24 protein-coding genes are annotated in these 23899 nt (G+C 57.4%); 11 read left to right on the top strand and 13 right to left on the bottom strand.

Annotation, left to right across the window (positions count from 1 at the left end; genetic code table 11):
- Nucleotides 1–70 precede the first annotated feature (70 nt).
- From hslO to AWR36_RS08480, 5 genes are all read left to right on the top strand, one after another.
- Nucleotides 71–949: an Hsp33 family molecular chaperone HslO gene (gene hslO / locus AWR36_RS08460; RefSeq protein WP_067083665.1), complete on the top strand. Its 879-nt coding sequence runs from the start codon at nt 71–73 to the stop codon at nt 947–949.
- 296 nt (nt 950–1245) lie between these two features.
- Nucleotides 1246–2793, top strand: a complete 1548-nt coding sequence (locus AWR36_RS08465) for a phosphoenolpyruvate carboxykinase (protein ID WP_067083668.1) — start codon at nt 1246–1248, stop codon at nt 2791–2793.
- 144 nt (nt 2794–2937) lie between these two features.
- Nucleotides 2938–3621 (top strand): D-Ala-D-Ala carboxypeptidase family metallohydrolase, encoded by a 684-nt coding sequence (locus tag AWR36_RS08470; protein ID WP_067083670.1) that lies wholly within the window; start codon nt 2938–2940, stop codon nt 3619–3621.
- Between the two features lie 27 nt (nt 3622–3648).
- The gene (locus AWR36_RS08475) at nt 3649–4377 is read left to right on the top strand and encodes a D-Ala-D-Ala carboxypeptidase family metallohydrolase (RefSeq protein ID WP_067083671.1); all 729 of its coding nucleotides are present in this window, start codon (nt 3649–3651) and stop codon (nt 4375–4377) included.
- A 62-nt stretch (nt 4378–4439) separates the two neighbouring features.
- Nucleotides 4440–5522 (top strand): AI-2E family transporter, encoded by a 1083-nt coding sequence (locus AWR36_RS08480; RefSeq protein ID WP_067083674.1) that lies wholly within the window; start codon nt 4440–4442, stop codon nt 5520–5522.
- Here the strand turns inward: AWR36_RS08480 and AWR36_RS08485 are convergent.
- From AWR36_RS08485 to AWR36_RS08495, 3 genes are all read right to left on the bottom strand, one after another.
- Complete coding sequence (locus AWR36_RS08485; protein ID WP_067083676.1) at nt 5470–6342, bottom strand: bestrophin-like domain; 873 nt, start codon at nt 6340–6342, stop codon at nt 5470–5472. The two genes, AWR36_RS08480 and AWR36_RS08485, sit on opposite strands and share 53 nt — an antisense overlap.
- 75 nt (nt 6343–6417) lie before the next feature.
- Nucleotides 6418–7236: a bestrophin-like domain gene (locus AWR36_RS08490; RefSeq protein ID WP_067083678.1), complete on the bottom strand. Its 819-nt coding sequence runs from the start codon at nt 7234–7236 to the stop codon at nt 6418–6420.
- Nucleotides 7237–7254: 18 nt separating this feature from the next.
- Nucleotides 7255–8019, bottom strand: a complete 765-nt coding sequence (locus AWR36_RS08495; protein ID WP_067083680.1) for a sialate O-acetylesterase — start codon at nt 8017–8019, stop codon at nt 7255–7257.
- 280 nt (nt 8020–8299) lie between these two features.
- On the opposite strand from AWR36_RS08495, the gene AWR36_RS08505 reads away from it, so the two are divergent.
- Nucleotides 8300–9469: a hypothetical protein gene (locus AWR36_RS08505; protein WP_141398502.1), complete on the top strand. Its 1170-nt coding sequence runs from the start codon at nt 8300–8302 to the stop codon at nt 9467–9469.
- Between the two features lie 255 nt (nt 9470–9724).
- Here the strand turns inward: AWR36_RS08505 and AWR36_RS08510 are convergent, their stop codons facing one another.
- The 10 genes from AWR36_RS08510 to glnA all read right to left on the bottom strand — a co-directional run bounded on the left by AWR36_RS08510 (nt 9725) and on the right by glnA (nt 18534).
- Nucleotides 9725–9976, bottom strand: coding sequence for a hypothetical protein (locus AWR36_RS08510; RefSeq protein WP_067083686.1), 252 nt, complete (start codon nt 9974–9976; stop codon nt 9725–9727).
- A 47-nt stretch (nt 9977–10023) separates the two neighbouring features.
- Nucleotides 10024–10674 (bottom strand): hypothetical protein, encoded by a 651-nt coding sequence (locus AWR36_RS08515; RefSeq protein WP_141398503.1) that lies wholly within the window; start codon nt 10672–10674, stop codon nt 10024–10026.
- 98 nt (nt 10675–10772) lie between these two features.
- On the bottom strand, nt 10773–10946 hold the full coding sequence (locus tag AWR36_RS16220) for a hypothetical protein (RefSeq protein ID WP_156417397.1): 174 nt from the start codon (nt 10944–10946) through the stop codon (nt 10773–10775).
- A gap of 93 nt (nt 10947–11039) precedes the next feature.
- Nucleotides 11040–11249 carry a hypothetical protein gene (locus AWR36_RS08520; protein ID WP_067083690.1) on the bottom strand — a complete coding sequence of 70 codons (210 nt, stop codon included), beginning with the start codon at nt 11247–11249 and terminating at the stop codon, nt 11040–11042.
- 587 nt (nt 11250–11836) lie between these two features.
- Entirely contained in the window at nt 11837–12142 is a 306-nt protein-coding gene (locus AWR36_RS16110; protein WP_141398504.1) for a hypothetical protein, read from the bottom strand.
- Nucleotides 12143–12256: 114 nt separating this feature from the next.
- Complete coding sequence (locus AWR36_RS08525) at nt 12257–12595, bottom strand: hypothetical protein (RefSeq protein WP_067083692.1); 339 nt, start codon at nt 12593–12595, stop codon at nt 12257–12259.
- Between the two features lie 846 nt (nt 12596–13441).
- The gene (gene glnG / locus AWR36_RS08535) at nt 13442–14854 is read right to left on the bottom strand and encodes a nitrogen regulation protein NR(I) (RefSeq protein WP_067083696.1); all 1413 of its coding nucleotides are present in this window, start codon (nt 14852–14854) and stop codon (nt 13442–13444) included.
- A gap of 21 nt (nt 14855–14875) precedes the next feature.
- Nucleotides 14876–15940, bottom strand: a complete 1065-nt coding sequence (gene glnL, locus AWR36_RS08540; RefSeq protein ID WP_067083698.1) for a nitrogen regulation protein NR(II) — start codon at nt 15938–15940, stop codon at nt 14876–14878.
- Between the two features lie 359 nt (nt 15941–16299).
- Nucleotides 16300–16962 carry a DUF4124 domain-containing protein gene (locus AWR36_RS08545; protein WP_067083700.1) on the bottom strand — a complete coding sequence of 221 codons (663 nt, stop codon included), beginning with the start codon at nt 16960–16962 and terminating at the stop codon, nt 16300–16302.
- A gap of 165 nt (nt 16963–17127) precedes the next feature.
- A complete protein-coding gene (gene glnA / locus AWR36_RS08550) occupies nt 17128–18534 on the bottom strand; it encodes a glutamate--ammonia ligase (RefSeq protein ID WP_067083702.1) in 1407 nt (468 codons plus the stop codon).
- A 338-nt stretch (nt 18535–18872) separates the two neighbouring features.
- Between glnA and thiI the strand changes: the two genes are divergently transcribed.
- The 5 genes from thiI to AWR36_RS08575 all read left to right on the top strand — a co-directional run bounded on the left by thiI (nt 18873) and on the right by AWR36_RS08575 (nt 23884).
- Nucleotides 18873–20345: a tRNA uracil 4-sulfurtransferase ThiI gene (gene thiI / locus AWR36_RS08555; protein ID WP_067083705.1), complete on the top strand. Its 1473-nt coding sequence runs from the start codon at nt 18873–18875 to the stop codon at nt 20343–20345.
- A 455-nt stretch (nt 20346–20800) separates the two neighbouring features.
- Nucleotides 20801–21628, top strand: a complete 828-nt coding sequence (locus AWR36_RS08560; RefSeq protein ID WP_082679489.1) for a MipA/OmpV family protein — start codon at nt 20801–20803, stop codon at nt 21626–21628.
- The gene (locus AWR36_RS08565) at nt 21625–22005 is read left to right on the top strand and encodes a DUF3019 domain-containing protein (protein ID WP_067083709.1); all 381 of its coding nucleotides are present in this window, start codon (nt 21625–21627) and stop codon (nt 22003–22005) included. Before AWR36_RS08560 ends, AWR36_RS08565 begins: the two co-directional genes overlap by 4 nt.
- On the top strand, nt 22002–22703 hold the full coding sequence (locus AWR36_RS08570) for a response regulator transcription factor (RefSeq protein WP_067083710.1): 702 nt from the start codon (nt 22002–22004) through the stop codon (nt 22701–22703). Before AWR36_RS08565 ends, AWR36_RS08570 begins: the two co-directional genes overlap by 4 nt.
- Nucleotides 22703–23884: a sensor histidine kinase gene (locus tag AWR36_RS08575; RefSeq protein ID WP_067083712.1), complete on the top strand. Its 1182-nt coding sequence runs from the start codon at nt 22703–22705 to the stop codon at nt 23882–23884. The genes AWR36_RS08570 and AWR36_RS08575 overlap by 1 nt, the downstream gene beginning before the upstream one ends.
- The last annotated feature ends 15 nt before the right edge of the window (nt 23885–23899 follow it).

Genomic DNA, 23899 nt, shown 5'->3' on the forward strand with positions numbered 1-23899 from the left:
GGCCCTCTAAAATCGCCGCCCCGAGCGGCGATGCCCGTTCGCCCCACAGATTTGCCGAGGCCACGAGTCCATGTCCGATCAGCTGGAACGCTTTATTCTTTCCAAACACGATATCCGCGGTCAGGTGGTTACCCTCACCGATGCCTATCGCGCGGTACTGGAGAACAACCAGTTTCCAGGGCCGGTACAGCAACTGCTGGGCGAGTTCCTCGCCGCTGCCTGCCTGCTCTCCACCACGCTGAAGTTTGAGGGGCTGCTGGCACTGCAGGCCCGCGGCCAGGGCGATGTGCCCCTGATCATGGCCGAGTGCACCCACCACAGCGACCTGCGCGGCATCGCCCGACTGGCGGAAGGGGCCAGGATTGAGGAGGGCGCCTCCCTGCAGCAGCTGATCGGCGAGGGAGGAGTGCTGGCTATCACCGTGGAGCCGGAGCAGGGCGAGCGCTACCAGGGCATCGTGCCACTGGAGCGGGAGACGCTGGCCGAGTGTCTCGAGGACTACTTCACCCAGTCGGAACAACTGGCCACCCGCTTCTGGATCGAGTCCAGCCCCAGCACGGTGGGCGGCATCATGTTGCAGGTACTGCCGGGCAACAACGCGGCCACGGCGGCCGAAAACGCCGACGCCTGGGAGACTGCCCAGCACCTGGCGGAGACAGTGACCGCAGAGGAGCTGCACGACCTGCCTCACAACCAGCTGTTGCACCGCCTCTTTCACCAGCTGAATCCGGAGGCGCTGGGCACCGCCAACATTCGCTTCAAGTGCAGCTGCTCCCGCGAGCGCAGCGCGCGGGCACTGGTCTCCATGGGCCCGGAAGAGGTCTATCAGCTGCTGGAGCAGCAGGGCGGCGAAATTCAGGCGGACTGTCAGTTCTGCAACACCCAGTATCGTTTCGACCGCGAGCAGATCGAGACGTTGTTCAACGCCCCGCCCCACACACTGCACTGAGCCCCCGCAAACGGATTGCGCCCGGTTTCGACCGGGCCTGCCCGGCACACCGCCAGCCGCCGAATTCGCGCCAAAAATTCACCAAATCAATGTAGTAAAACTACATCATCGCCTTTTCAAATAAAGCGGCACAAAATTTCACAAGACAACGCTGTCATTGGTCAAAAAACAGCCTTCCTGAGTATCCCGTCAAATTGAAGTTTGCCATAATTCTGCCCCCCGATTTTCCCGGCGACGCCTCCCGTATGCGTCGCCCTACTATGTTTTGGTCCTACAACTTCACGGGTAATCGACGAATGGCACAGATGGACGACACGGCGCAGGTTCTGAAAAACCTCGCGTCGGCGAAACTGATTGAAGAGGCGATCCTGCGCGGCGAGGGCAAGCTCTCCGACACCGGCGCCCTGGTAACCGAGACCGGCGCGCGCACCGGCCGCTCCCCGGCAGACCGCTTCGTGGTGGAAGAGCCTTCCACCAGCGACAGCATCGAGTGGGGCAAGGTCAACCGCCCCTTCCCGCAAGACAAGTTCGATGCCCTGTGGAGTCGCGTGGAAGAGTTCGTGTCCTCCTCTGACTCCTTCGTGCAGCAGCTGCACGTCGGCCAGCACGAAGACCACTACCTGCCGGTGCTGGTGACCGCGCAAACCGCCTGGCACACCCTGTTCGCCCGCAACATGTTCATCCGCCCGGACAAGTACAACCCGAAGGCCAAGGAAGAGTGGCGCATCCTGCACGCGCCGAACTTCGTCTGCGAGCCAGAGCGCGACGGCACCAACTCCGAAGGCGTGGTCATCATCAACTTCGCCCAGCGCAAAGTCCTGCTGGCAGGCATGCGCTACGCCGGCGAGATGAAGAAGGCCATGTTCTCGGTGCAGAACTTCCTGCTGCCGGAAAAAGATGTCATGCCGATGCACTGTGCCGCCAACGTGGGCAAAGACGGCGATGTCTGCCTGTTCTTCGGCCTGTCCGGCACCGGCAAGACCACCCTGTCTGCCGATCCGGAGCGCTACCTGATCGGTGACGACGAACACGGCTGGGCCAAGGGCGGCGTCTTCAATATCGAGGGCGGCTGTTACGCCAAGACCATCAACCTGAGCAAGGAAAACGAGCCGGTTATCTGGGACGCGATCCGTTTCGGCGCCATTGTCGAAAACGTGGTGACCGACGAGGTCGGCACACCGGATTATCACGACACCAGCCTGACCGAGAACGGTCGCTGCTCCTACCCTCTGGAGCACGTGGTCATGCGCCAGCCCGGCAACCAGGCCGGCGAGCCGAAGAACGTGATCTTTTTGACCTGCGACGTTTCCGGCGTACTGCCGCCGGTATCCATCCTGTCCAAGGAAGCCGCGGCCTATCACTTCCTGTCCGGCTACACCGCCCGCGTGGGCTCCACCGAACTGGGCGCGGAAGCGGGTATCCACCCGACCTTCTCCACCTGCTTCGGTGCGCCGTTCATGCCGCGCGCACCGCGCGAGTACGCCGATCTGCTGATGAAGCGTATCGAGGACTTCGGCTCCAAGGTCTACCTGGTTAACACCGGCTGGACCGGTGGCTCCGGTGACAACGGCAAGCGCTTCCCGATCCCGGTCACCCGTGCCGTGATCGCCGCGATTCAGAGCGGTGCCCTGGAAGGTGTCGAGACCGCGCACCTGGAAGCACTGAATCTGGACATCCCGCTGGAGGTCCCGGGTGTCGACAACAGCTACCTGAACCCGCGTGAAGCGTGGTCTGACCAGGCCGCCTATGACGAGCAGGCCAAGAAACTGGCCCAGCTGTTCGCCGAGAACATCGAGAAGTTCCAGGTGAGCGATGACGTGAAGGGCGCCGGCCCCCGCGCCTGAGACTGAATCCCAATCAGTCCGAGAGGCCCCCGCAGAGCAATCTGCGGGGGCCTTTTTGTTTGCGGCTATAGTGAATAAAGAGAGTGATTGAAGAGGCGCCGCGCGCCAGTGCGGCGAAGTAGTACTCAGACGCCATCGGATGCCATGTCCGCAACAGACCGCTTTACCCTGCTCAGCCGCCAGGTCCACCACCAGTGGCGGGCCGAGCGCACCAACTGGCTGGTACTGATCGGCATTACCTTGCTGCTGGTGCTGATTACCGCCGTGATGTGGGGGCTGCTCTACCTGCAATCCAAAGAGCGGCCCTACATTGAGGTGCGCGGCTACCGCGTTGCCAATGAGGAGACCTTCAAGCAGTACCTCCGCCAGGGCAGTCATCGCGCCCAATTCGCCGAATTCACCACTTTCCTGCGGGAGGCCGACGTCGACCTGAAACTGCTGCCGCCCCGGGGTCTGCTGCGCCAGGGTTCCGACTGGATGCGGATCAATGAGCCCCCCTTTGCCATGCCGCCGCGTCGCGACTGGCCCAATATCGTCGCCACACTGCAACTGATTCGCGATGAGGTGGTTCCCAGCATTGGTCCGGTGGTGATCGTTTCGGCTTACCGCACAGCCCGTTACAACCGTAAATTGGGGGGCTCAGCGCAGAGTCATCACCGGGACTTTTGCGGTGTGGACCTGGTGCCCAGGTCCAATATCAGCCGCCGTGAATTGATCAATGAATTGCAGGCGATGCATGCACGGGTCGGCCCGGAGAGCAGGGCAGGGCTCGGCATCTATTCCGGCGTGCGCTTCCATATCGACACCTGCGGCTACCGCCGTTGGTAATGCTTTTCTTCAGGAGCAAAATCGGCAATGGACATCAAAGAGAGTCCCGATCACGAGTGGATCGATATTCATATCGAGCGGCGCCGGGCCATCTGGATTACCGCGCTGATCCTGGTGGGTATTCTGCTGCTGGTGGTATTCACGGTGGAAAAAGTCCGCGAGCTCGCCGAGCGCGTGGTCACACCGCGAGAGATCATTCCTGTGGAAAAAATTCCCGAAAAGCTGGTGATCCCCGATGTCTACGATGTGAAGGGTTATGCCGCTGCTTCTCCCAAAGCCTTCGAAAAATTTCTCGACCAGAGCGACGCCCGGCCGAGGTATACACGCCTGCAGCACTTCCTGTATATCAACAAAGTCGATGGCGTGGTGCCGTCCTATTCGCTCCTGCGCCAGGGCAGTGACTGGCAGCAAGTGGGCGAGCCGCCCTTCGCCATCCCCCCGGAAAAGAACTGGGGTTCCATGGTAGAGACTCTGCGCCTCCTGCAGAAGGAAATCATCCCTGTTATCGGGCCGGTGACAGTGCTCTCTGGCTGGCGCACCACCCGGTACAATGCCAAGGCCGGTGGCTCCAAGCGCAGCAAGCACATGCATTTCTGCGGGCTGGATATGGTCCCCGAGCGGGATTACACCCGCGCAGAGCTGGTACCGATGCTGAAGAAGATTCACCGCCGGGTGGGCAAAAAGTGGAACATGGGACTCGGCATTTACCGCGGTGTCCGCTTCCACGTCGATACCTGCGGCTATCGGAGCTGGTAATCGACACTGCGCACTGCGTAAACTAGTCCGGTCATTCAACAACAATAATTGAGGGACCCCCGGTGCAAGCAAAGATGGAACAGCGCTCGTTCGTCGTCGCCCTGCTGCTGGTATCTGTGGCTTTTGCACTGCTGCTGAAGCCCTTCTTCACACCCATTTTCTGGGCCTGTGCCATCACGGTGATTTTCTTCCCGGTGTACCGCCTGCTGATGGAACGGTTCCCGAAGTGGCCGAACCTGATGGCACTGCTGACGCTGGTACTCTGTGTAGTGCTGGTGGTCATCCCGGTGCTGGCCGTGGCCAGCTCATTTGTCAATGAAGCCGTCAGCCTGTTCCAGAAAGCCCAGACCGGCCAGATCGACCTGTCGAAACAACTGGAACAGGTACGCTCGGCCTTTCCGGGTATCAGCGCATTCTTCGAGCGCTTCGGCATGGACTTTGACCAGTTCAAAGAGCGGATTCTGAACTGGCTGATGAATGCTGGCAGCTTTATTGCCAAAAATGCCATTGCGCTCGGTCAGAATACGATGAACTTCTTCCTGATGCTGGGCCTGATGCTCTACCTGACCTTCTTCCTGATTCGCGACGGGGAGTGGTTGGTGGATCTACTGATTCGCGCCCTGCCACTGGGAGACGAGCGCGAACGCCTGCTGCTGGACAAGTTTGCGGAGGTGACCCGCGCAACCATCAAGGGCAACCTGGTGGTCGCGATTACCCAGGGCACCCTCGGTGGCCTGATCTTCTGGGCGCTCGGCCTGCCGGCACCGCTGCTCTGGGGTGTGGCAATGACACTGCTGTCGCTGCTGCCGGCGGTGGGGGCGGCGATTATCTGGTTCCCGGCGGCAATCTTTCTCTATGCCACCGGTGAGGTCGTCAAGGCTTCGGTGCTGATGGCGTTTGGTGTCGGCGTCATCAGCCTGGTGGACAATTTACTGAGACCGATCCTGGTGGGCCGGGATACCAAACTGCCGGACTACCTGGTGCTCTTCTCTACCGTGGGAGGCCTGATGATGTTTGGCATCAGCGGCTTTGCCATCGGTCCATTGCTGGCAGCGCTGTTCATGGCATTCTGGCAGATCTTTATGCGGGAGTTTATGGGCTCTCACGCACCTGACGAGGAGATTGTAAACCCGGGGCCCGGCTAGTGCTGCCGGGTGCTGCCCCCTCCAGTCGACGCTGTTGCTCCCGCTGCAGCCGCAGGTTGAGCTCGCGTAGTGGTCGCTGATCCACCAGCAGCACCCCCTCTGTCGAACGGTCCAGATCGGCAATCAGGAGAATGACGGTAGCGAAAGTCAGCGCCAGCGCCACCGCTATCTGTGGTGAGCCGCCACGGCTGATACCAAACTGGTAGCCAATCACCATCATCGCCAGCCCAGTCATGAAATACATCGACATCCAGATGGGGCTGGGAATGCGATACTCCAGTGCCACAACCACCCGCGAATAGTGATGGCGGATCACCTCGATCAGCGGATCCACAAACTGCCGCAGGTAACCGGCGTTATAGCCCTGCTCCACATGAGCATCGACAATGGACCACAGCTGCCGGTGCAGCTCCTCCACCTGGGCGAGCGCTTCTGCATCGATCTTACGCTCCCTGGGGTCATAATCACGGAAATCTGCATACTCTGCCAGCAGGGCCCTCGCCCGCAGGGTCTGTTCCGGTGTTAAGAAATCCGCGCGCAGATAGGCATTATTGATCGCATTTACCTCCCCTAACATCAGCGCCTTTCGGTCGGCAAAGCGACTGGCTGTCGTATTGAAGGTAAACGCGAGCAGGAATGCGAGCAGACCCAGTGTCGCTCCCACGGCACTGCCAATGGAGGACTCCCGTTGTTCCCCGTGCTTTCTCCGGTAATGACGGCCGAGCCAGCCTCCGAAGAAGAGTGCGGTCAGCACAAAGCAGATCGTGAAGATATAGATAAGCGATAGTGGCAATGTATGAAAGAGATTCTCAGCTTGCATGCATTCGTCCGTTTTCAATGCCAGAAGCCTGCCCGCGGTGCAAAAAGGCGATCATGATGAGATCCGCCACAAGGACTACTCCTGCGACTTTTTCGCCTCGAGCTGGCGCTGCTGCAGGCTGGCACTCAGCTCAGCCATGGCACTGTTATCTACCGTCAGAAAGCCCTCTCCTGCACGATCCAGATCGGCGATGAGGAGAATCACAAGGGAAAATGACAGTGCCAGCGCCAGGGCAACCTGCGGTGAGCCGCCACGCGCCACGCCCAACTGAAAGCCAATACCAAACATCGACAGTCCGGTGATGGCGTAGAGCGCCATCCAGATTGGCGGTGGTATCTGGTAACGGCCTCCCACCTCTACCCTTCGTGTGTGGTAATCGATGACACCGTTCAATGGCTCATAGAATGCCTTGAGTTTTTCCGGATCAAAGCCCTCATCGACATGCACCGAGACAATGTCCCATAGCTCCTCGTGGATTTGGGTACTACGCTCGATGGAACGCAGGTACTCTGGCAGCTCAATCAGCAGTGGGTTGAAATCCCGGGCAGCCGCATACTCTGCCAGCAGTGCCCGGGCCTGGCGCTCACCACTTTTACTCAGGAAGTCCGCACGTAAATAGGCGGTGGCAATCGTGTTTACCTCCTCAAGTAACAGTGCCTTGCGCTGGGCAAAACGCTCAGCCGTCATGTTGAATGTGAAAGCGAGCATAAATGCCAACAGCCCCAACGTGGCGGCTACTGCACTGCCCACGGATGTGTCTCTGGGCGCTCTGCCCTTGCGTCGTGCCCTGCGCCCAAGGAAGAAGCCGAACCCGAGCGTGGCGATCACCAGCAGTATCGACAGGAGGTAAAGACCGCCGAGATGCAGGGTTGAAAAGGGATCTGACAGGTTCATGCATGCTCCGCGAATGCCCTACTTATTCTGGACCAGGGTCCTGTCATTTTCCTGTGATGGCTGCGGCTCCTTGTGTCCTGCAGCTTTTTGTCCGAGCAGGCGGATGGCGGCAACAGCAAATCGCCGTCCCAGTTCCCGATAGCCGCTCGGAGTGAGGTGGAGCGCGTTCACCTGTCGCTCCCCGTCGGCGCCCAAACCATCATTTAGGTCATCGGTGTTGACCCAGCTCCCCAGTGGCAGGCCATCCGCCACCCGCATCTGTGCCTCCCGGACCCGCTGCCAGTCCAAACTGCGCGGCCCATCGAGACCGTGGTCACTGATACGGCCAATAACAAGCCCGATGTCGTGCCGCGCCAGGTCTTGCTGCAGTGCGGCTAGCAGTGCACGGAGCTTTTCTTCGTAGTATGCGCCGAGCCCCTCCCGTGCATCCCGCTCACCCTGCATCCAGATAAACGTCACACTATCGAAGTCATACAGGCCGCCAGTTTCAGCCTCTATCCTGCCTAGCAGTTGCCGGTAGAGGGGCCCCCGACCCATCGCAGACAACGACCGCCCCGGGCCTGAAACCCAGCGCCGAATCGGCTGGCCACCCCTGGCGTCCTTGATCACCAAGAGCTGGTCAGCGGGCAACGCCGCCTCCAGCAGCGGCGTGAACAGCCGCGCGGCGTCCAGCCGTTCCATATTTGACTGTCCGGCAAGAATGAATAAGTGCCGCTTGTTGCCTTCCGCCAGGGCGCTGGCAGCAAACAGTAATAAAACGACGATGATGGCGAATTGCCGCATAGCATCTTTCCCATCCACTGGGTCTACTTCGTCCATCTGAGGTTAAAAAATGTCTTCAGCCCGTGAGCTGGCAGTCGTGAGAGTCTTGCTATTCCCTTTCACGCCTAGATGGCATGCAGTACGCACCTTCATATATAGACGCTCGTCGCGTGGTATCGCCTGCTCCATCACAAAATAATCACCAAACATCAGCGGCTCGCGAATAGCGGTAGCTGGTGCCATTGGCGGCATTTCCGTATATTGCCGCTTAACTGTGATGTTTAGAGCGAGAACACTGCCCATGAAGCGTGCACAGCTTATCCTTCCTTTGCTTCTGCTATTGACGGCCTGTGCGGGGCATCAAGCCAGGACTGTCGAGGAGCCGTTGCCCGGGGGCGTCGTTTATCCACCCGTCTCGCTCTTCTATAAGCACCCCAGTGACCAGCTGCGCGAGGAATGTGCAGCGTTTCGCGCCCGCTCGCTGTTACACCACTGTAATGAGAATGCGTTTGATCTCACCGGACTGCACAAAGCGCTCTCAGAGAGCGGTAAATTCCAGCAGCTGTCTCTGGCACAGAATGAACAGGCCTACCAGGCGCTGATCTCAATCGCAGTACTCGATGAAGAGTCGGGCAAAGAGATCGGCAATGCTGCACTTTCCGGTGCCACTTTGATGATGCTGCCGATCGTGATGGAAAAAACATTACGAGCAGAAGTCGTCGTGACCTGGGCAGAACTACCGATTAAGCGTTACGACTACACGCTGCCGCTGGAGTACTCAGCCTCACTCTTCAATAGTGAAAGTTACCAGGACAAGCTCACTGCTACCCTGGGCCAGCAGTTTCTCAGAGATCTCGAGCGGGAAAATATATTTACCGGCGCTTACCTGCTGGAAGCATTGAATGCCAGTGATTATGTGGCCGGCCTGCAAGTTCCGCAGGCCATCGGCGACTATCTGTTTGACGAAAAGGTCATCTACAACAACCCATTTTACGGTGCGCAGCTCACGTTCCAGCACCAGCAATTCGCCTTCGACAGAGCCGAGGTGTTTGTCTATCCGATCCGCAAGACGGAATGGAAAGATAGTGCGGCCATTAGCCGGGAAGAAGCAGAAAATCTCCAAAAAGAACTGCGACTTATGGAGCGTGAGGGTCAACTGGCATCCGTAGATCTCAGCGAGGTTCAGTCACTACAATGGAAGCTTGGAACAAACGAATATTCTGGCAGTTTCTATGGCAATACGCTGACCGATCTCCAAGGTACACAAGCAAGCAGCGCCACTTACATATTCACCAAGGGGGACAAGTTCATACGCATCCGCGCTATCTTTCCCACCCTGGAAGGAAGTGCCGAAGCCAATCGGCCGGATGGGTTTGTCCGCGCACTGCTACAGGAGATGGCATTGCCGGCAGAATCGCCCTTCATGGCACGATTGCGGCAGCAGCAGCGGGAATTGGCAGCGGATATCTGAAGCGAACTTTATGCAAATATTAGCCAAAGTGTCTCAGATGCCATGCAATGGCTCGTAGTTCAATTATGGTACCAGCTGCACCAGCAGTAAGTTATCAAAGTGATGGCCAAGAATCGCTTACCAGTAAATTGCCGGGCAAGTGAAGAGCAATCATCAAAATGATTCCTCAGGGCAGCACAAAAATGGAGGTGGTGAGTTACCTGAGGGAAAGTGAGAAAGGCTAGCCATTTCCCCGACTAATACAGCGACCAGACATCATCCATTACTACGGCACAAAAGATATGAACCAGCGCGGTATATCTGCAAGCCCAACCAAACCATACTGCCAATCAAAAAGCCCTGCAGCAGAAAGAGCAAAGGGCTAATAAAAACAATCAGCATGGCGATCTTCCAATCGAAGCCCACTGTCACAAAGGGAAAAACTGGAATCAGGAGCAAGGAAAAGAAATAACAGAAGCAGAACCAGCCTAGGGCTGTGGTTCTAATCACTGAATCCAAGTTCTTCATATGAACACCCTGAAAGTAAACATCTCATACGGGCAAGTGCCACTGTATCAATCAGGCAGCTTTTGATTCTTATCTTCCGCTTCAAATAGGGCCACGATACATGGGTCAACATCGTTTAATCGTCCGGCGCTTCTGGCCTTATCGAAACACGCAGCAGCTGATGCACGATCGAGGTTCTTCACCGCTGTAACAGGGATTTCCGCTTTACATAGATTGAAGAACAGGTGCCTATGGGCCCGGCTGTCTAGCAAAAAATTAGGGTGCACTTGAGCACGATAAGGGTATGCAAAAAGGGCGATCGCTGCCTCCTCATCGAGGTCCAGCTGCTCTTGATAAGTAGATGCCATGGCAAGTGCAAATTCTAACTGCGCGGCTTCATTTTTGGGCTCTTTTGACATCCGCTCGGCCATTCTCATGACAGCAGCAGAACCAGCTGCTTGAGCATGTTTCTCGCAGTATGTGCCCTTCAGCAGCTCTTGGTTTTTTTCATCCGCAAAAGACAGGCCTGCCGCGAAATATAGAGTAATTCCGATCCATGTACTCCTGAAAGCTTTCAAATTTGATCCTTTTTCTTGAACTATAGCGTCGCCAGCAGGGGCAACTTTCGGTGTACATTTTTTGCACAAAGATGGTGGCGCGATGATCTTGCCAGAATGCGTAGAAGACGAGCCACTTATTGAGGTATCACCGATTCGCAATAACCTGCTCGGTCTCGATATGGCTGACCCACTACGCCAGGACTTCTCGCCTTGTTGATGCAGAATCTCCCTAGCTGCAGTGAACTTTCTAGCCATACTCAGAGAGTTGCCGCTATGACTCTGCCTAGAGAAATTCCTAATGCAAAAGTAAAAATTCCAATAGAGATGACACCCAAAACAATTAATGCATTTTTCTCATGGTCTTCAGCCGTAGACCACCTTTTTTTCAGTGATTCCTTCAAAGCCTCTCCTTGCTGAGTAATCGGCTTCACGTCATATTGCCGCCGCATAGGCTAGCGAGCGTATTTGCGATTCCAGCACAATTTTCAGCACTAGAATTCCGGCATCTGCTATTTCTGAACTAACTACTCTACAGTTTCTTCCGGGCTTTTTGCTGACCGGCCTTTCTTATCAAGACCTAGAAGAAGCGGAAGCAGAGCTGCCATCACCACAAAGAAAAAAAACTGTATAGATGCACTGTCCGTGAGCGCAACACCTAAGAGAGCCGCACTGAACATCATGCTCAAGCCAAGAAACCTAGGAGCCATTGTTGACTTATATTTTTCGGTGCTCATTAAATCTTTTCCTCCGTGATATCAGTCAATCGTAAAATGAATAAAACGGCCCCCTTTGGGGCGGACTTGCTGTGAAGCAGCTGAAAGGCCGCCCCATCTCAGCAGGTGTTATACCAGTAGACTACTCAATTGATATAAACCACCAGAGCTAACCGCGACACACAGTAGAAGTATCTCAACCATGGTCGCAAGCCGAGAAGCTCGCCGGCTCAAAAATTTATCTTTCGCTACCCGCACTGACATATAGGCTAGCGCAATCATAGCTGGCAGCAGCCAGGACGCATAGCCCGAAATATAGCGATCACCGCGGCCTCGATGGGACGGAATATAGACTTCACCTACAAAGGCTCCATACAGGCAATCTGCAAAAAGAAACCACAGCACAAAACCGTAGGCGATATAAGCTTTTAAGGAAAAAAATCTTTAGTTAGTAGCTTATTGTTCATTAAATCCCCAACGATCTTTGCGGATGTGGCCATTGCTTTAAAAATTGTGCTAAGGAGGCAGCGTAGCAAGCCGCAAAATATTCGCATAGTGCTGGGACACCCGCGAATACCCTTAGAGGCAGAGTATCCTGCCCGCTATTGTTATGCATCGATGATAAGGAAAAATACATACGCCACCGCACCAGCCAACGGTAGCCATAGTAAAGGTGAACAATATACCGGAACCGGGTCAGGCTTACCTAAACGATGCCTTTTTGACTCCCACCAAGGGAAAAACGTCATCAAGAAAAGGAATGTAAGAATACTCGCAAGAACTGACCACAGAACGATGTAGGCATAAGTGATGTCATGATCGCTGCTGATTGCTTTCGCAATACATTGCCCAAACCCAACACCGAGAGGAATCAGCACGTAGTTTATAGAACGCCTTAAGAAATCCTTTTTCATATCTAACACGATATCCAAGATTAATAACGCCGCTAATAGCAGTAATTTAAATTGATTCCAGGCGAAGCGTAATGCCGCTTTAATTTATTCGCCTGCTTCGCTCGGTCAAGTGTGTCAGTACTCAGGCAGAAAGTAGCCCGCCCGTTGTAGCTCTTGGATTTTAATTTTAGCAAGGTAATAGAATCCAGGGGCAGCAATAGCAGCGTAGCCGGCAACCACATAGCCAAATGCCCAGGTCGATTCCTTAATGGCAAAGCGCGCATCATCGACAAGAAAGATCAACGGTGCCACGAACAAAGGACACGAAGCCAGGTACACAACCATGCTGAGCACTAACTTTACAATTCCAGCACTGAATTTTGCTATACAAAGAAGTAAGTGAACGTAAGCGTATGCAGTAACAAACACTACGGGAGCACCAATAGCGATAGTTTTAAAAATCTCTATGATCATAGTTTCACATAACGCCGCGCTCAGCCGCGGACAATTCTGGGCGATTTATGCGCGATAATGGGAGCGCAGAGACCGCACATAAAGTGTATAAGGTTGGCCGTCGGTCTGCAGCGCCTTGTTATGGTTCATTCCATTCTGGGACGAGCTCGGTGCTTATAGTATCTATACCAAAATAGCTCCCGGTTATTTCAAAGTCTCTGGCGGTAATCTTTCCAAAAACTGGGATCGCAAGGCCACTGACTTGGCTCTCCTTTAGACAAAACTTAAGACGGCCACAATTGTGATACCCTTGAAATATGTATACGTATAGCGATTTTAGAGGACGCTGCTGACGTTCTAGCTCAGTTAGCACCCTAAATGGCCAGCTGCTGTACCTCGCATTAAATATATTGAGCACCTTAAGCTTTGGAAGATTCTTTGTTGCCAGAAAACGGCGCTCAAAATGGTCCCAGTCCCAAACTCCAACCGATATTTCTTTTAGGAAAGACTTATTTTTGCCCAAGCAAAGTTGGCTAAACTCTGGCCAATCAAGAACCTCCTTCCCTAAAAATTTTCTCGACATGACCTAACCATAACAGTTTATTCTTTTGCGAGGTGATATCTGACCGCGCTCCTAGATGGCGCTAGGGGCACCCATATATGATCACACGTGGCCATATCTGGCTACATGAAAAATAATTTCCGCCAGGCAGCTCCTTTTTACCCTCCCTTATCCGCACCACATTAACGTCCGTACCAAGTACGAGCATATTCTTCATTAACGTTGGCCATTCCGACTGAAACAAAAAAGCCGCTCACGGGGAGCGGCTTTTTCAGTGTGATAAAGACAAGACAGGAAATGGTTCGCTATTCGCCTTCACCATTCATGCCCAGCTCCTTGAGCTTGCGGGTGAGGGTATTGCGGCCCCAGCCGAGCAGTTCCGCTGCATCCCGTTTGCGCCCGGCGGTGTGCTTGAGGGCGATCTCGATCAGGGCTTTTTCGAATGCCGGTACCGCCTCGCTGAGGATTTCCCGCCGACCTGCCGCAAGGGCCTGGTCGGCCCAGAGGCGCAGAGATTTCTGCCAGTCCTGCGGCGCCGCGGTGCTGGCGGTCTGCTGCTGGAGTTCCTGGGGCAGGTCCTCGACATGGACTTCGCGGCCGGAGGCCATGACAGTAATCCAGCGGCAGGTATTCTCCAGCTGCCGTACGTTGCCGGGCCAATCGAGGTTGGCGAGGTACTCTTCCGTGTCTTTCAGCAGGATTTTCGGCTCCACCCCCAGGTCCTTGGCGGCGCTGTTGAAGAAATGGCGCACCAGGCGGGGGATATCCTCACGCCGGTCGGCCAGGCGCGGGATGTGTATGCGAATGACGTTGAGGCGGTGAAACAGGTCTTCGCGGAACTTATGTTCCGTGACCAGTTTTTCCAGGTCCTGGTGGGTGGCGGCAATGATCCGCACGTCCACCTTCACCGGCGTGTGGCCGCCAACACGGTAAAACTCACCATCGGCGAGGACGCGCAGTAACCGGGTCTGGGTCTCGGCGGGCATATCGCCGATCTCATCCAGAAACAGGGTACCGCCGTCGGCCTGTTCGAAGCGGCCGGCACGCTGGGTTGAGGCACCGGTGAACGCGCCTTTCTCATGGCCGAACAGTTCCGATTCCATCAGGTCTTTGGGAATCGCGGCCATATTCAGGGCAATGAACGGCTTGCTCTTGCGCGGGCTGTGGTTATGCAGCGCCTGGGCCACCAGCTCTTTACCGGTGCCGGATTCGCCGTTGATCAGCACGGTAATATTGGAGTGCGACAGGCGCCCAATCGCGCGAAACACCTCCTGCATGGCCGGCGCTTCACCGATGATTTCCTTGCTGCCAATGACCTGCTCCACGGCCACTGGCTCATCCGCCTGCTGCTCGCTGGCATGGGCGAGGGCGCGGCGGGTCACCGCGACTGCTTCATCCACATCGAACGGCTTTGGCAGGTATTCGAAAGCACCGCCCTGATAAGCGGCCACGGCGCTGTCGAGATCCGAGTGGGCGGTCATGATAATGATCGGCAGTGCCGGGCGCTCCGCCTGGAACCGCTGCAGCAGTTTGAAGCCATCCGAGCCGGGCATGCGGATATCACTGATCACCACATCCGGGGAGTCGCTGTAAAAATCATCCAGCGCACTGTCGCCACTCTCGTAACACTTGGTATCGATTCCTTCGCGGGAGAGCGCCCGCTCCAGTACCCAGCGAATTGATCGGTCGTCGTCAATAATCCAAACGCGGTTGCTCATATTTCTCGGTTCCGTAGGCGTCTATTCGTTGTCCAGGGGCAGGTAAATCTGAAATACGCTCTGCCCCGGGCGGCTGTCGCATTTGATCAGGCCGCGGTGCTGATTGATGATGTTCTGGGAGATGGAAAGCCCGAGTCCCGAGCCTTCGGCGCGGCCGGAAATCATCGGGTAGAAAATACGCTCGCGAATGTCCTCGGGAATACCGGGGCCGTTGTCCTCGATGTCGATGCGACAGACAAGGGGGCAGCAGCGGCGGCCGATGGTAAAGCGGCGCTGGATACGCGTGCGCAGGGTGATCTCACCAGCGGCCAGGCCAATGCTTTCGTCGATGGCCTGCATGGCGTTGCGGGCGATGTTCAACAGTGCCTGGATCAGCTGCTCGTCGTCGGCGGGAAACTCGGGAATGGACGGGTCGTAGTCGCGGCGGATCCGCAATTCGCCGTCGCACTCCGCATCGATCAGCTGCGCCACCCGCTCCATGATTTCGTGAACGTTGGTGGCCTCCATCGAGGCCGGCTGGTTGGGGCCCAGCAAGCGGTCAACCAGGTTCCGCAGGCGGTCTGCCTCGTCGATGATGATCTGGGTGTACTCCGCCAGCTCCTCGTCAGGCAGCTCACGCTGCAGCAGCTGTGCGGCGCCGCGAATGCCGCCGAGGGGGTTTTTCACCTCGTGGGCCATGCCCCGCACCAGGTTACGGGTGGTCTCCTGGGCGCTGAGCAAAGCGTCTTCCCGTGCGATGCGCAGCAGCCGGTCCATGGGCTGCACCTCCACCAGCAGCAGGCCCAGCTCGGCAACCGGACTCACGGAGTAATCCACGGTGCGGCGCTCGAGATTGTGCAGCAGCCAGTCGGTGCGGCGCACGGTGTAGCGCTCGCCACTGGCCAATGCGGCCCGCATCGCCTCCTGCGCAGCCTCAGTCTCCCGCACCAGTTCCCGCAGCGGGTGGCCTTCGACTCGCGCACTGGATGCCGCCAGCAGATCTTCGGCGGCAGAGTTCAGGTAGCAAAGCAGCAGGCTGTCATCCAGAACCAGCACGGCGGTGGTCAGGCTGTCCAGCATGTAGCGCAGCTGGCGGTCATTGAGCATGGCGAGTTTCCGATTCAATGGTGGCGCGGCGTGCCATTCCTAAAGCGGTCGATAGATTGCGGTGCAAAAAGCAAACCAAAATGGCGCACGGTGTGGTTTTTGGGGAGTGGCTGCCTATCCATACGCGCCAAACACGGGCACAAGACGCTTTCAGGCGGGGGCCGGCCAAGACGGCATTGCCCCACACAGGGCCAAAGGCCGGCAGCAATGGGCAACAGAGGGCAGCCATTCAGTTTCGCACCATTGTGGTGCATTGCTCAGAAAAAATACAGCGCCGTGACCGGATGACAGGTCAGGTACATAGCGGCCGGCGCCAGCAGGAACCCGCTGGCGAAAAGGTCGGAAAGGGAAGAGAGGCTTCAGTTACCGCCGCGCGGCTGTTTGGGGCGCGACAGGGCCGGTGCGGCTGGCGAGCGAGGCGCCTTCGGTGCCTGGGCACCGGGGAAGTCCGGCACCTGGTCACCGGGCCGCTGCACATACAGATTGATGATCTGCGAGCGGGCCAGCACGTTGCCCCCCGGGTCCGTCAGCACCGCCTGCAGCGTGTGGCTGCCCCGCTCCAGCGCGGAGATATCCAGGCGATTCCCCGAAGAGCTGCCCAGCCAGGGCTGCCCATCCACCACGGCGAATACCTGGTGCCCCTGGGGTGGCAGTGGCTCGATAGCCACCTGCATCACGATAAAGCGCTGCCCGGGCGTGATGGTAGCGCCGTTCGTCGGGCTGACGATGGCGAAATTCACCGGGCCCGCATAGGCTCGGGGCCGGTCATCCGTGTCCTGTTTTTTGGGTGACAGCTTGCGATTGGGCATGGGCCGTGGCTGCACATTGACTGGCCCCAGCTCAATGCGCTCTGCCTTGCCATCCGGGGGTGGCGTGTCGGTGAACACCACGCTGCCATCCGGCCCCACCGTCTTGTAGACCACACTACCGCTGGAAGCCGACTCATCCGAGCCGTCACTGCCGGCGAGTGCCGGCGCGGCAATGGTTAACAGCGCAATCAACAGTCCGTAGTGTTTCTTCATGAAATCCTGCTCGTGGACACAACCACGCCTGACAATGAATGGATGTCCCGCTATTTACAATCTCTATTTACAACCTAGTGTACCGCCAACAAAAAAGCCCGCACCTGGAGGGTGCGGGCTTTTGGCGTTAAATGCGACCGGCATCACGGGGACACCGGGGCGGCATTAAACGGAGTAGTACATCTCGAACTCGACCGGGTGAGTGGTCATGTTCAGACGCTCTACCTCTTCTCGCTTCAGCTCGATGTAGGCATCGATGGCGTCGTCGGAGAATACGCCGCCTTCGGTCAGGAAGGCGCGGTCCTGATCCAGTGCCTCGAGGGCCATTTCCAGGCTGGAAGCAACGGTCGGGTACTCGGCCACTTCTTCCGCCGGCAGGTCGTACAGGTCCTTGTCAGCCGGATCGCCCGGGTGGATCTTGTTCTTGATGCCGTCGAGACCGGCCATCAGCATGGCAGCGAACACCAGGTACGGGTTGGCGGTCGGGTCCGGGAAGCGGGCCTCGATGCGCTTGCCCTTCGGGCTGGCAACGTACGGGATGCGGATGGACGCAGAGCGGTTACGCGCGGAGTACGCCAGGATAACCGGCGCCTCGAAGCCCGGTACCAGGCGCTTATAGGAGTTGGTGGAAGCGTTGGCAAAGGCGTTGATCGCGCGAGCGTGCTTGATGATACCGCCAATGTAATACAGGGCAGTCTCGGACAGGCCGGAGTAACCGTCGCCAGCGAACTGGTTCACACCGTCCTTGCTGAAGGACTGGTGAATGTGCATGCCAGAGCCGTTATCACCTACCAGCGGCTTGGGCATAAAGGTGGCGGTCTTGCCGTATGCGTGCGCAACATTGTGTACGCAGTACTTCAGGATCTGTACTTCGTCAGCCTTCTTCACCAGGGTGTTGGCGCCAACACCGATCTCACACTGGCCGGCGGTGCCCACTTCGTGGTGGTGTACTTCGATCTCCAGGCCCATCTGCTCCATCGCGGAACACATGGCGGCGCGCACGTCGTGCAGGGAGTCGACCGGCGGAACCGGGAAGTAACCGCCTTTGACGCCCGGACGGTGGCCGATGTTGCCTTCCGGATGCGGCATGCTGGAAGACCAGGCAGCTTCTTCGGAGTTGATCTTGTAGAAAGCGCCGGCCATGTCCGCGCCCCAGGTGATGTCGTCAAAGACGAAGAACTCGGGCTCCGGACCAAACAGGGCGGTATCACCCAGGCCGGTGGACTTCAGGTACTCCTCGGCGCGCTCGGCGATGGAACGCGGGTCGCGCTCATAACCCTGACCGGTGGAAGGCTCGACGATGTTACAGCGCAGGATCACGGTGGATTCGTCGGTGAAGGGGTCCAGTACGGCAGTCTCGTCGTCCGGCATCAGGATCATGTCGGACTCGTTGATGCCCTTCCAGCCAGCGATGGAGGAGCCATCGAACATCTTGCCTTCTTCGAAGAACTCGCCGTCAATCTCGGAAATCGGCAGGGATACGTGTTGTTCTTTACCTTTGGTGTCGGTGAAGCGCAGATCTACCCACTTGGCCTCACTCTCTTTAATCAAACCGAGCGTTTTCGCTGACATTGCAGTCCTCCAGGTCTTGGAAAAATATTGAGTTGCGACAGCCCTTTTGCTGGCGTGTGCTCTTCTGTCGTAAAGGTCCACATGCGCGACCTTTATTTAGCCAGTAACAAAGCAAGGAGTGTGCCAAATTGGGGCAGCGGCGCCAGATGGCGCTCCAGCGGGGCCGCATGGCGTGGTCTTGGTCAGAATAGATGCAACCGGCGCAGCTGGCCACCACTTGTTGCACCATAATGGCGCGCATTCGCGCGTATACGCACAATCCGAGTGCACGACCAGTTGGCAGCCCGCTGGTTTATAATGCAGCGTTTTCCCAGCAAAGCGGTACAACACAGGTTCCCATGCACTTTGTCGTCAAGTTCTTCCCAGAAATCACCATCAAGAGCAATCCGGTGCGCAAGCGCATGTCCAAGCAGCTCAAGGACAACCTGCGCATCCTCCTGCACCGCGTGGACGATCGCATCAAGATCCTCAAGGACTGGGAGAAAATCGAGGTAATTGCCCCGGATGCGGTGGCGCACCTGGCCGAGCGCATCGAGGAGGTGCTGGCCCATACCCCCGGCATCGCCAACTTTGCCCGGGTGCAGCAATTCCCCCTGGGTGACCTGCACGACATGTACGAGAAAACGCTCTCTGTCTGGGGTGACAAGCTCGATGGCAAAACTTTCTGTGTGCGAGTGAAGCGCAGCGGCCAGCACGACTTCCAGTCTCTCGACGTCGAGCAGTATGTCGGCGGTGGTCTGAACAAAAACACCGGCGCCGCCGGCGTGAAACTGCGCAACCCGGATATCACGGTCAAACTGGAAGTCCGTCATGACAAGCTCAATGTGGTGGAAGAAGTGCACCAGGGGCTCGGCGGCTTCCCGCTCGGCACCCAGGATCCGGTGCTGTCGCTGGTGTCCGGCGGCTTCGACTCCATCGTCGCCAGTTATATGACCATGAAGCGCGGCATCCGCACCCACTTCCTGTTCTTCAATCTCGGCGGCCGCCAGCATGAGCTTGGGGTCAAGGAAGTGGCCTACTACCTGTGGAACCGCTACGGGTCCTCCCACCGGGTAAAGTTCGTGTCCGTGCCCTTTGATGAGGTGGTGGCGGAGATCCTCACCAACGTAGACGACTCCCATATGGGTGTGATCCTGAAGCGCATGATGATGCGCGCAGCGACGGTGATCGCCAACGAACTGAATATGGATGCGATCGTCACCGGCGAGGCGATCGCCCAGGTATCCAGCCAGACGCTGAAGAACCTGTCAGTAATCGATAGCGTCACCGACACCCTGGTCCTGCGCCCGCTGATCGTGAGCGACAAGACCGACATCATCCGCACTGCCCGTGAAATCGGTACGGAAGAATTCGCGGCCAACATGCCGGAGTACTGCGGTGTCATCTCCGTGAAGCCCACCACTAAAGCCAAGCGCGAGCGGGTCGAGGAGGAGGAGAGCCACTTTGACTTCACCGTGCTCGATCGGGCCGTCAGCAACCGGGTAATGCAGAACATCGACCAGGTAATGGAAGAAGTTCAGGGCGAAGTGCCCGAGGTGGAAGTGGTCGGCGAAGCCGGCGATGCGGTGATCATCGACATCCGCCACCCCGACGAGGAGGAGATGGACCCGCTGGAGCTGGAAGACAGCCAGGTGAAAGTGATTCCCTTCTACCGCCTGAACAGCGTCTTCGGCAAGCTGGATCCGGAGCAGAAGTACCTGCTGTATTGCAGCCGCGGCGTGATGAGCAAACTGCACGCCTCGCACCTGATCGATGAAGGCTACCGCAATGTGGCTGTGTTGCGGCCGCACCTGCCCCACCGCCCCGAGTAGGGGCACTTTCGTCAATTTACGCCTTAACGTGGCCCCCCCGGGAACGGTCCGGGCGAGCGCGGGACGGAGCAACCACACTGCTTTTTTGCAACCGCTCCGGGAAACTTAGCGTTTGATGACAAGCGAATTATTTCGCTGCACAGGAGGCAGCGCCCCCTGTTCCTGAAAATCAAAACCATGTGAGCAGCCTGTCAAGCCGGGGGATTCATTCCGGGGGCGGTAGCGGCCAAAAAAGGACCCGCATCCCGACCGCTTCCACCCCCCCGTATCAGAAGATACGTCGGCTCCACCCCTTCAAAAGACAAAACAACATGCTGTGACTCTGCAGCCAGCGTGATTTATTTCTGCCAGCCTGCAACTTTGTAACAGTTTGTGACTTTTTGATCTGGTGGTCCCGCTCGTCGGGCAGGGTTGTGGTAAAAGAGACGCTGACCGATTTGTCCGCTTCCCGGAATATGTACAGAAGAACTCTAATAACATTACTGTTGCTGGTTGCTCACGGTGCCGCCCAGGGCACTGAGATCAGCGCGCCCGAGTGGAAGCTCTCCCTGGTGAGCGGCCGCGGCTTGATCGAGAATCCCCTCGATGGGCGCGAAGATGGCGAAACCTTTTTACTCCCCGCATTCAGTTATTACGGAAAACGTTTCTTCGTCAGCAACCTGACCGCGGGCTACAGCCTGGTCGAGAACAAGCGTTTTTATATCGACCTGATCGCACAACCGAATGAAGACGGCCTGTTCTTCCAGCTGGACAAGCCAGAGGTGGCTGCCGGATCGGTAACGTCTTTCGTGCAACTTCGGGAAGCCACTGAAGTGAGTGAAATCGATCGCAGGATTTCGCTGATGGCCGGCCCCAGCGGCACCCTGGTCACTGAGCTGGCCGATGTCTCTTTTTCCTGGCTGTACGATGTCACCGGTGTACATCATGGCAGCGAGACCCATCTGAGTATCGACAAGCAGTACCCCCTGTTTGACGGCGCTATTGGGTGGGGAATCGGGGCAGTACAGAAAGATACTGACCTCGTCCGCTACTACTACCATTTCACCGAAGAGGAAGCCGGGGTTTTCGCCAGGCGCTACGCCGCCGTGTATCCGCCCGGGGACGTCACCGACCAGTATGTGCGGCTACAGTTCTCTTATCCCATCGGCAAGGGCTTTGCCGTCCGACTCGCCGGCCGCTACAGCTATTTTGACCTCGACGGCAGGCTTCCCCGCTTCATCGAAAAACCCGAGACACTGAGCTGGTTTGCGGGGATTCAGTATTCCATCGGTAACGGGCGATGAAACTCTTTCGCTCACTTCTGCTGTTACTCTGCGCGACCCTGGCTGTGCCGGGGATGGGCAATGCGGCCGAACTGAGCCTCACGCCAACGCTCTGCGCCATCAACGACGGCGAGGATCACTGCGCAATTTCGGTGAGTGTCAACTTCACTGCCGAGGATAAAAGCCGCTACTGCCTCAACATTGCCGACAAAGGGCTGGTGCGCTGTTTTAGCGGCAATCCGCAAACCCAGATAGATATCTATGTCACCGCCGATACCGACACGAGGTTTCTGGTAACGGCGGCGGAAAGTGGGGAAGAGGTGGCGTCGGCCACACTGAAAGTGGCACGCTATCGACCTACACGCCACCAGCGACGTTACGGTTGGGGCCTGCTGTGACCACAACGGGCTACCGCATTCTGTTGCTGGAGGACGACGAGCAACTGGCCGCGCTGATCTGCCGCTTTCTTGGCGAACGCGGCTGCATCGTCAGCCATGCGGGCAATGGCAATGATTTCCTCAAAGCGCTGCATCACCGGGAATACGACCTGATTCTGGCAGACGTCGTTCTGCCCGATGCCAGTGGATTCCGCCTGCTAGAGCAATGCCGGCATCAGCTGACATGCCCGCTCATTTTCATCAGTGCCCTGAGTTCGGTGCAGGACCAGGTCAGCGGCCTCGAACTCGGCGCCTGTGATTACCTGGTCAAGCCTGTTGATCCGGAACTGCTCTGGGCAAAAATAGAAGCGAATATGCGCAACACGCGCAAACCAGCGCCCGCATGCTCCGATATCCGCTTCGGCCCATTGAAAGTCGACCTCACCAGTCGCGAAGCAAGCGTCGGCGGCGAGCCGCTGCAGCTGACTGCCAACGAGTTTGATCTTCTGCTGATTTTTGCCGAGCAGCCGTCGGAGCTCCTGAGTCGGGAATATCTGTTCCGGCGCGTCATCGGCCGCGAGTTTGATGGTCTCGATCGCGTAGTCGATATGCGGGTCAGCCGGCTGCGCAAGAAACTGGAAGCTTTTACTGATGAAGTCGCCATCCGCTCCGTTCGCGGCCGCGGTTACGCGCTCTGCTCTGCCAGGGGCAGTCACTAATGCGCGCCCAAATGCTGCGCCTGCTGGGCATGATGGCGCTGGCACTGGTAGTCGTCTTTACCGCCATCAGCGCCTTGTACGAAGAGTATTCCAGTGGTCCGGACGACTATATGATCAGCGCCACCCAGCTGGCGCAGGCGCTGCAGCACAGCGAGACACCGCTGGCGCAAAGCTACCCCCTGGATGCCGTCCACTTTCCCGCTGAATTGATGTCGCGGCTGCAGGCCGGCGCCACTGTCGGCCTCGATGATGGCAGTCAACAGGTGCGCTTTTACCGGTTGAGTGACCAGCGCATTCTCGAAATTGGCCCCTTTGACCAGCAGGCGCCGGAAAGCATCACCCAGTGGCGATTATTGTTTATCGGCAGCATCCTGCTGGTGCTACTGCTGCTGATCTGGCCCATGTTCCGCGACCTCAACCGGTTGCAGACGCTGGCAATCCGGTTCAGCAAGCGTCCATTCCGGATGCCGGCACCCAGCAACCGCCGTTCGACGATCTACCCACTGGCTGAAACCTTCAGGCGTGTATCCAACATCGTGCTGGGCTACTGCCAGATGAACCAGGACCTGGCCCGCACCATTGCCCATGAGATTCGCACGCCCCTGGCTCGGGTGAAATTTCAGCTGGCGCTGGATGACAAGGGAGCAGAGAGCAAGCAGGTCATCACCCGTGCGGTGGGCGACATCGAACAGCTGGTGGACAAGTACCTGAGCTTCTCCCGCGTCGAAATCCATGAGGAGTTCATTACCCGCAAGAGGGTCTGCCTGGAGAGCTTCTTTGACGATCTGGCTTCATCGCTGGAAACGCACTGCCCGGAACTCGAGCTCGGCTACTACTTTCCCGACGGCGAAGCCTGGTTCGAGCCGGACACACTGGCGATTGCCATTCAAAACCTGGTCACCAATGCCCGTAAGTATGCGCACAACCGGGTCGACCTGCGGTTCGACTCCAGCGAACGGCACTGTCGGCTGACGGTGGACGATAACGGCCCCGGCCTGGCCGGTGATGCCCTGGAGCTGACGGACGCCTTTACCCGCTCTGCCACCGATGACCAGGGATATGGTCTCGGGCTCTACATTGTGAAGAAGGTCATGATGTGGCACGACGGCGAACTCAAGCTTGGACGCTCCCCCACCCTGGGCGGAACCCGCGCCACGCTCAGCTGGCCCAATACCCCCTGATGCTTCCCATTCTCC

It is taken from the genome of Microbulbifer flavimaris (assembly GCF_001641755.2).
GTDB classification, from domain to species: domain Bacteria; phylum Pseudomonadota; class Gammaproteobacteria; order Pseudomonadales; family Cellvibrionaceae; genus Microbulbifer; species Microbulbifer flavimaris.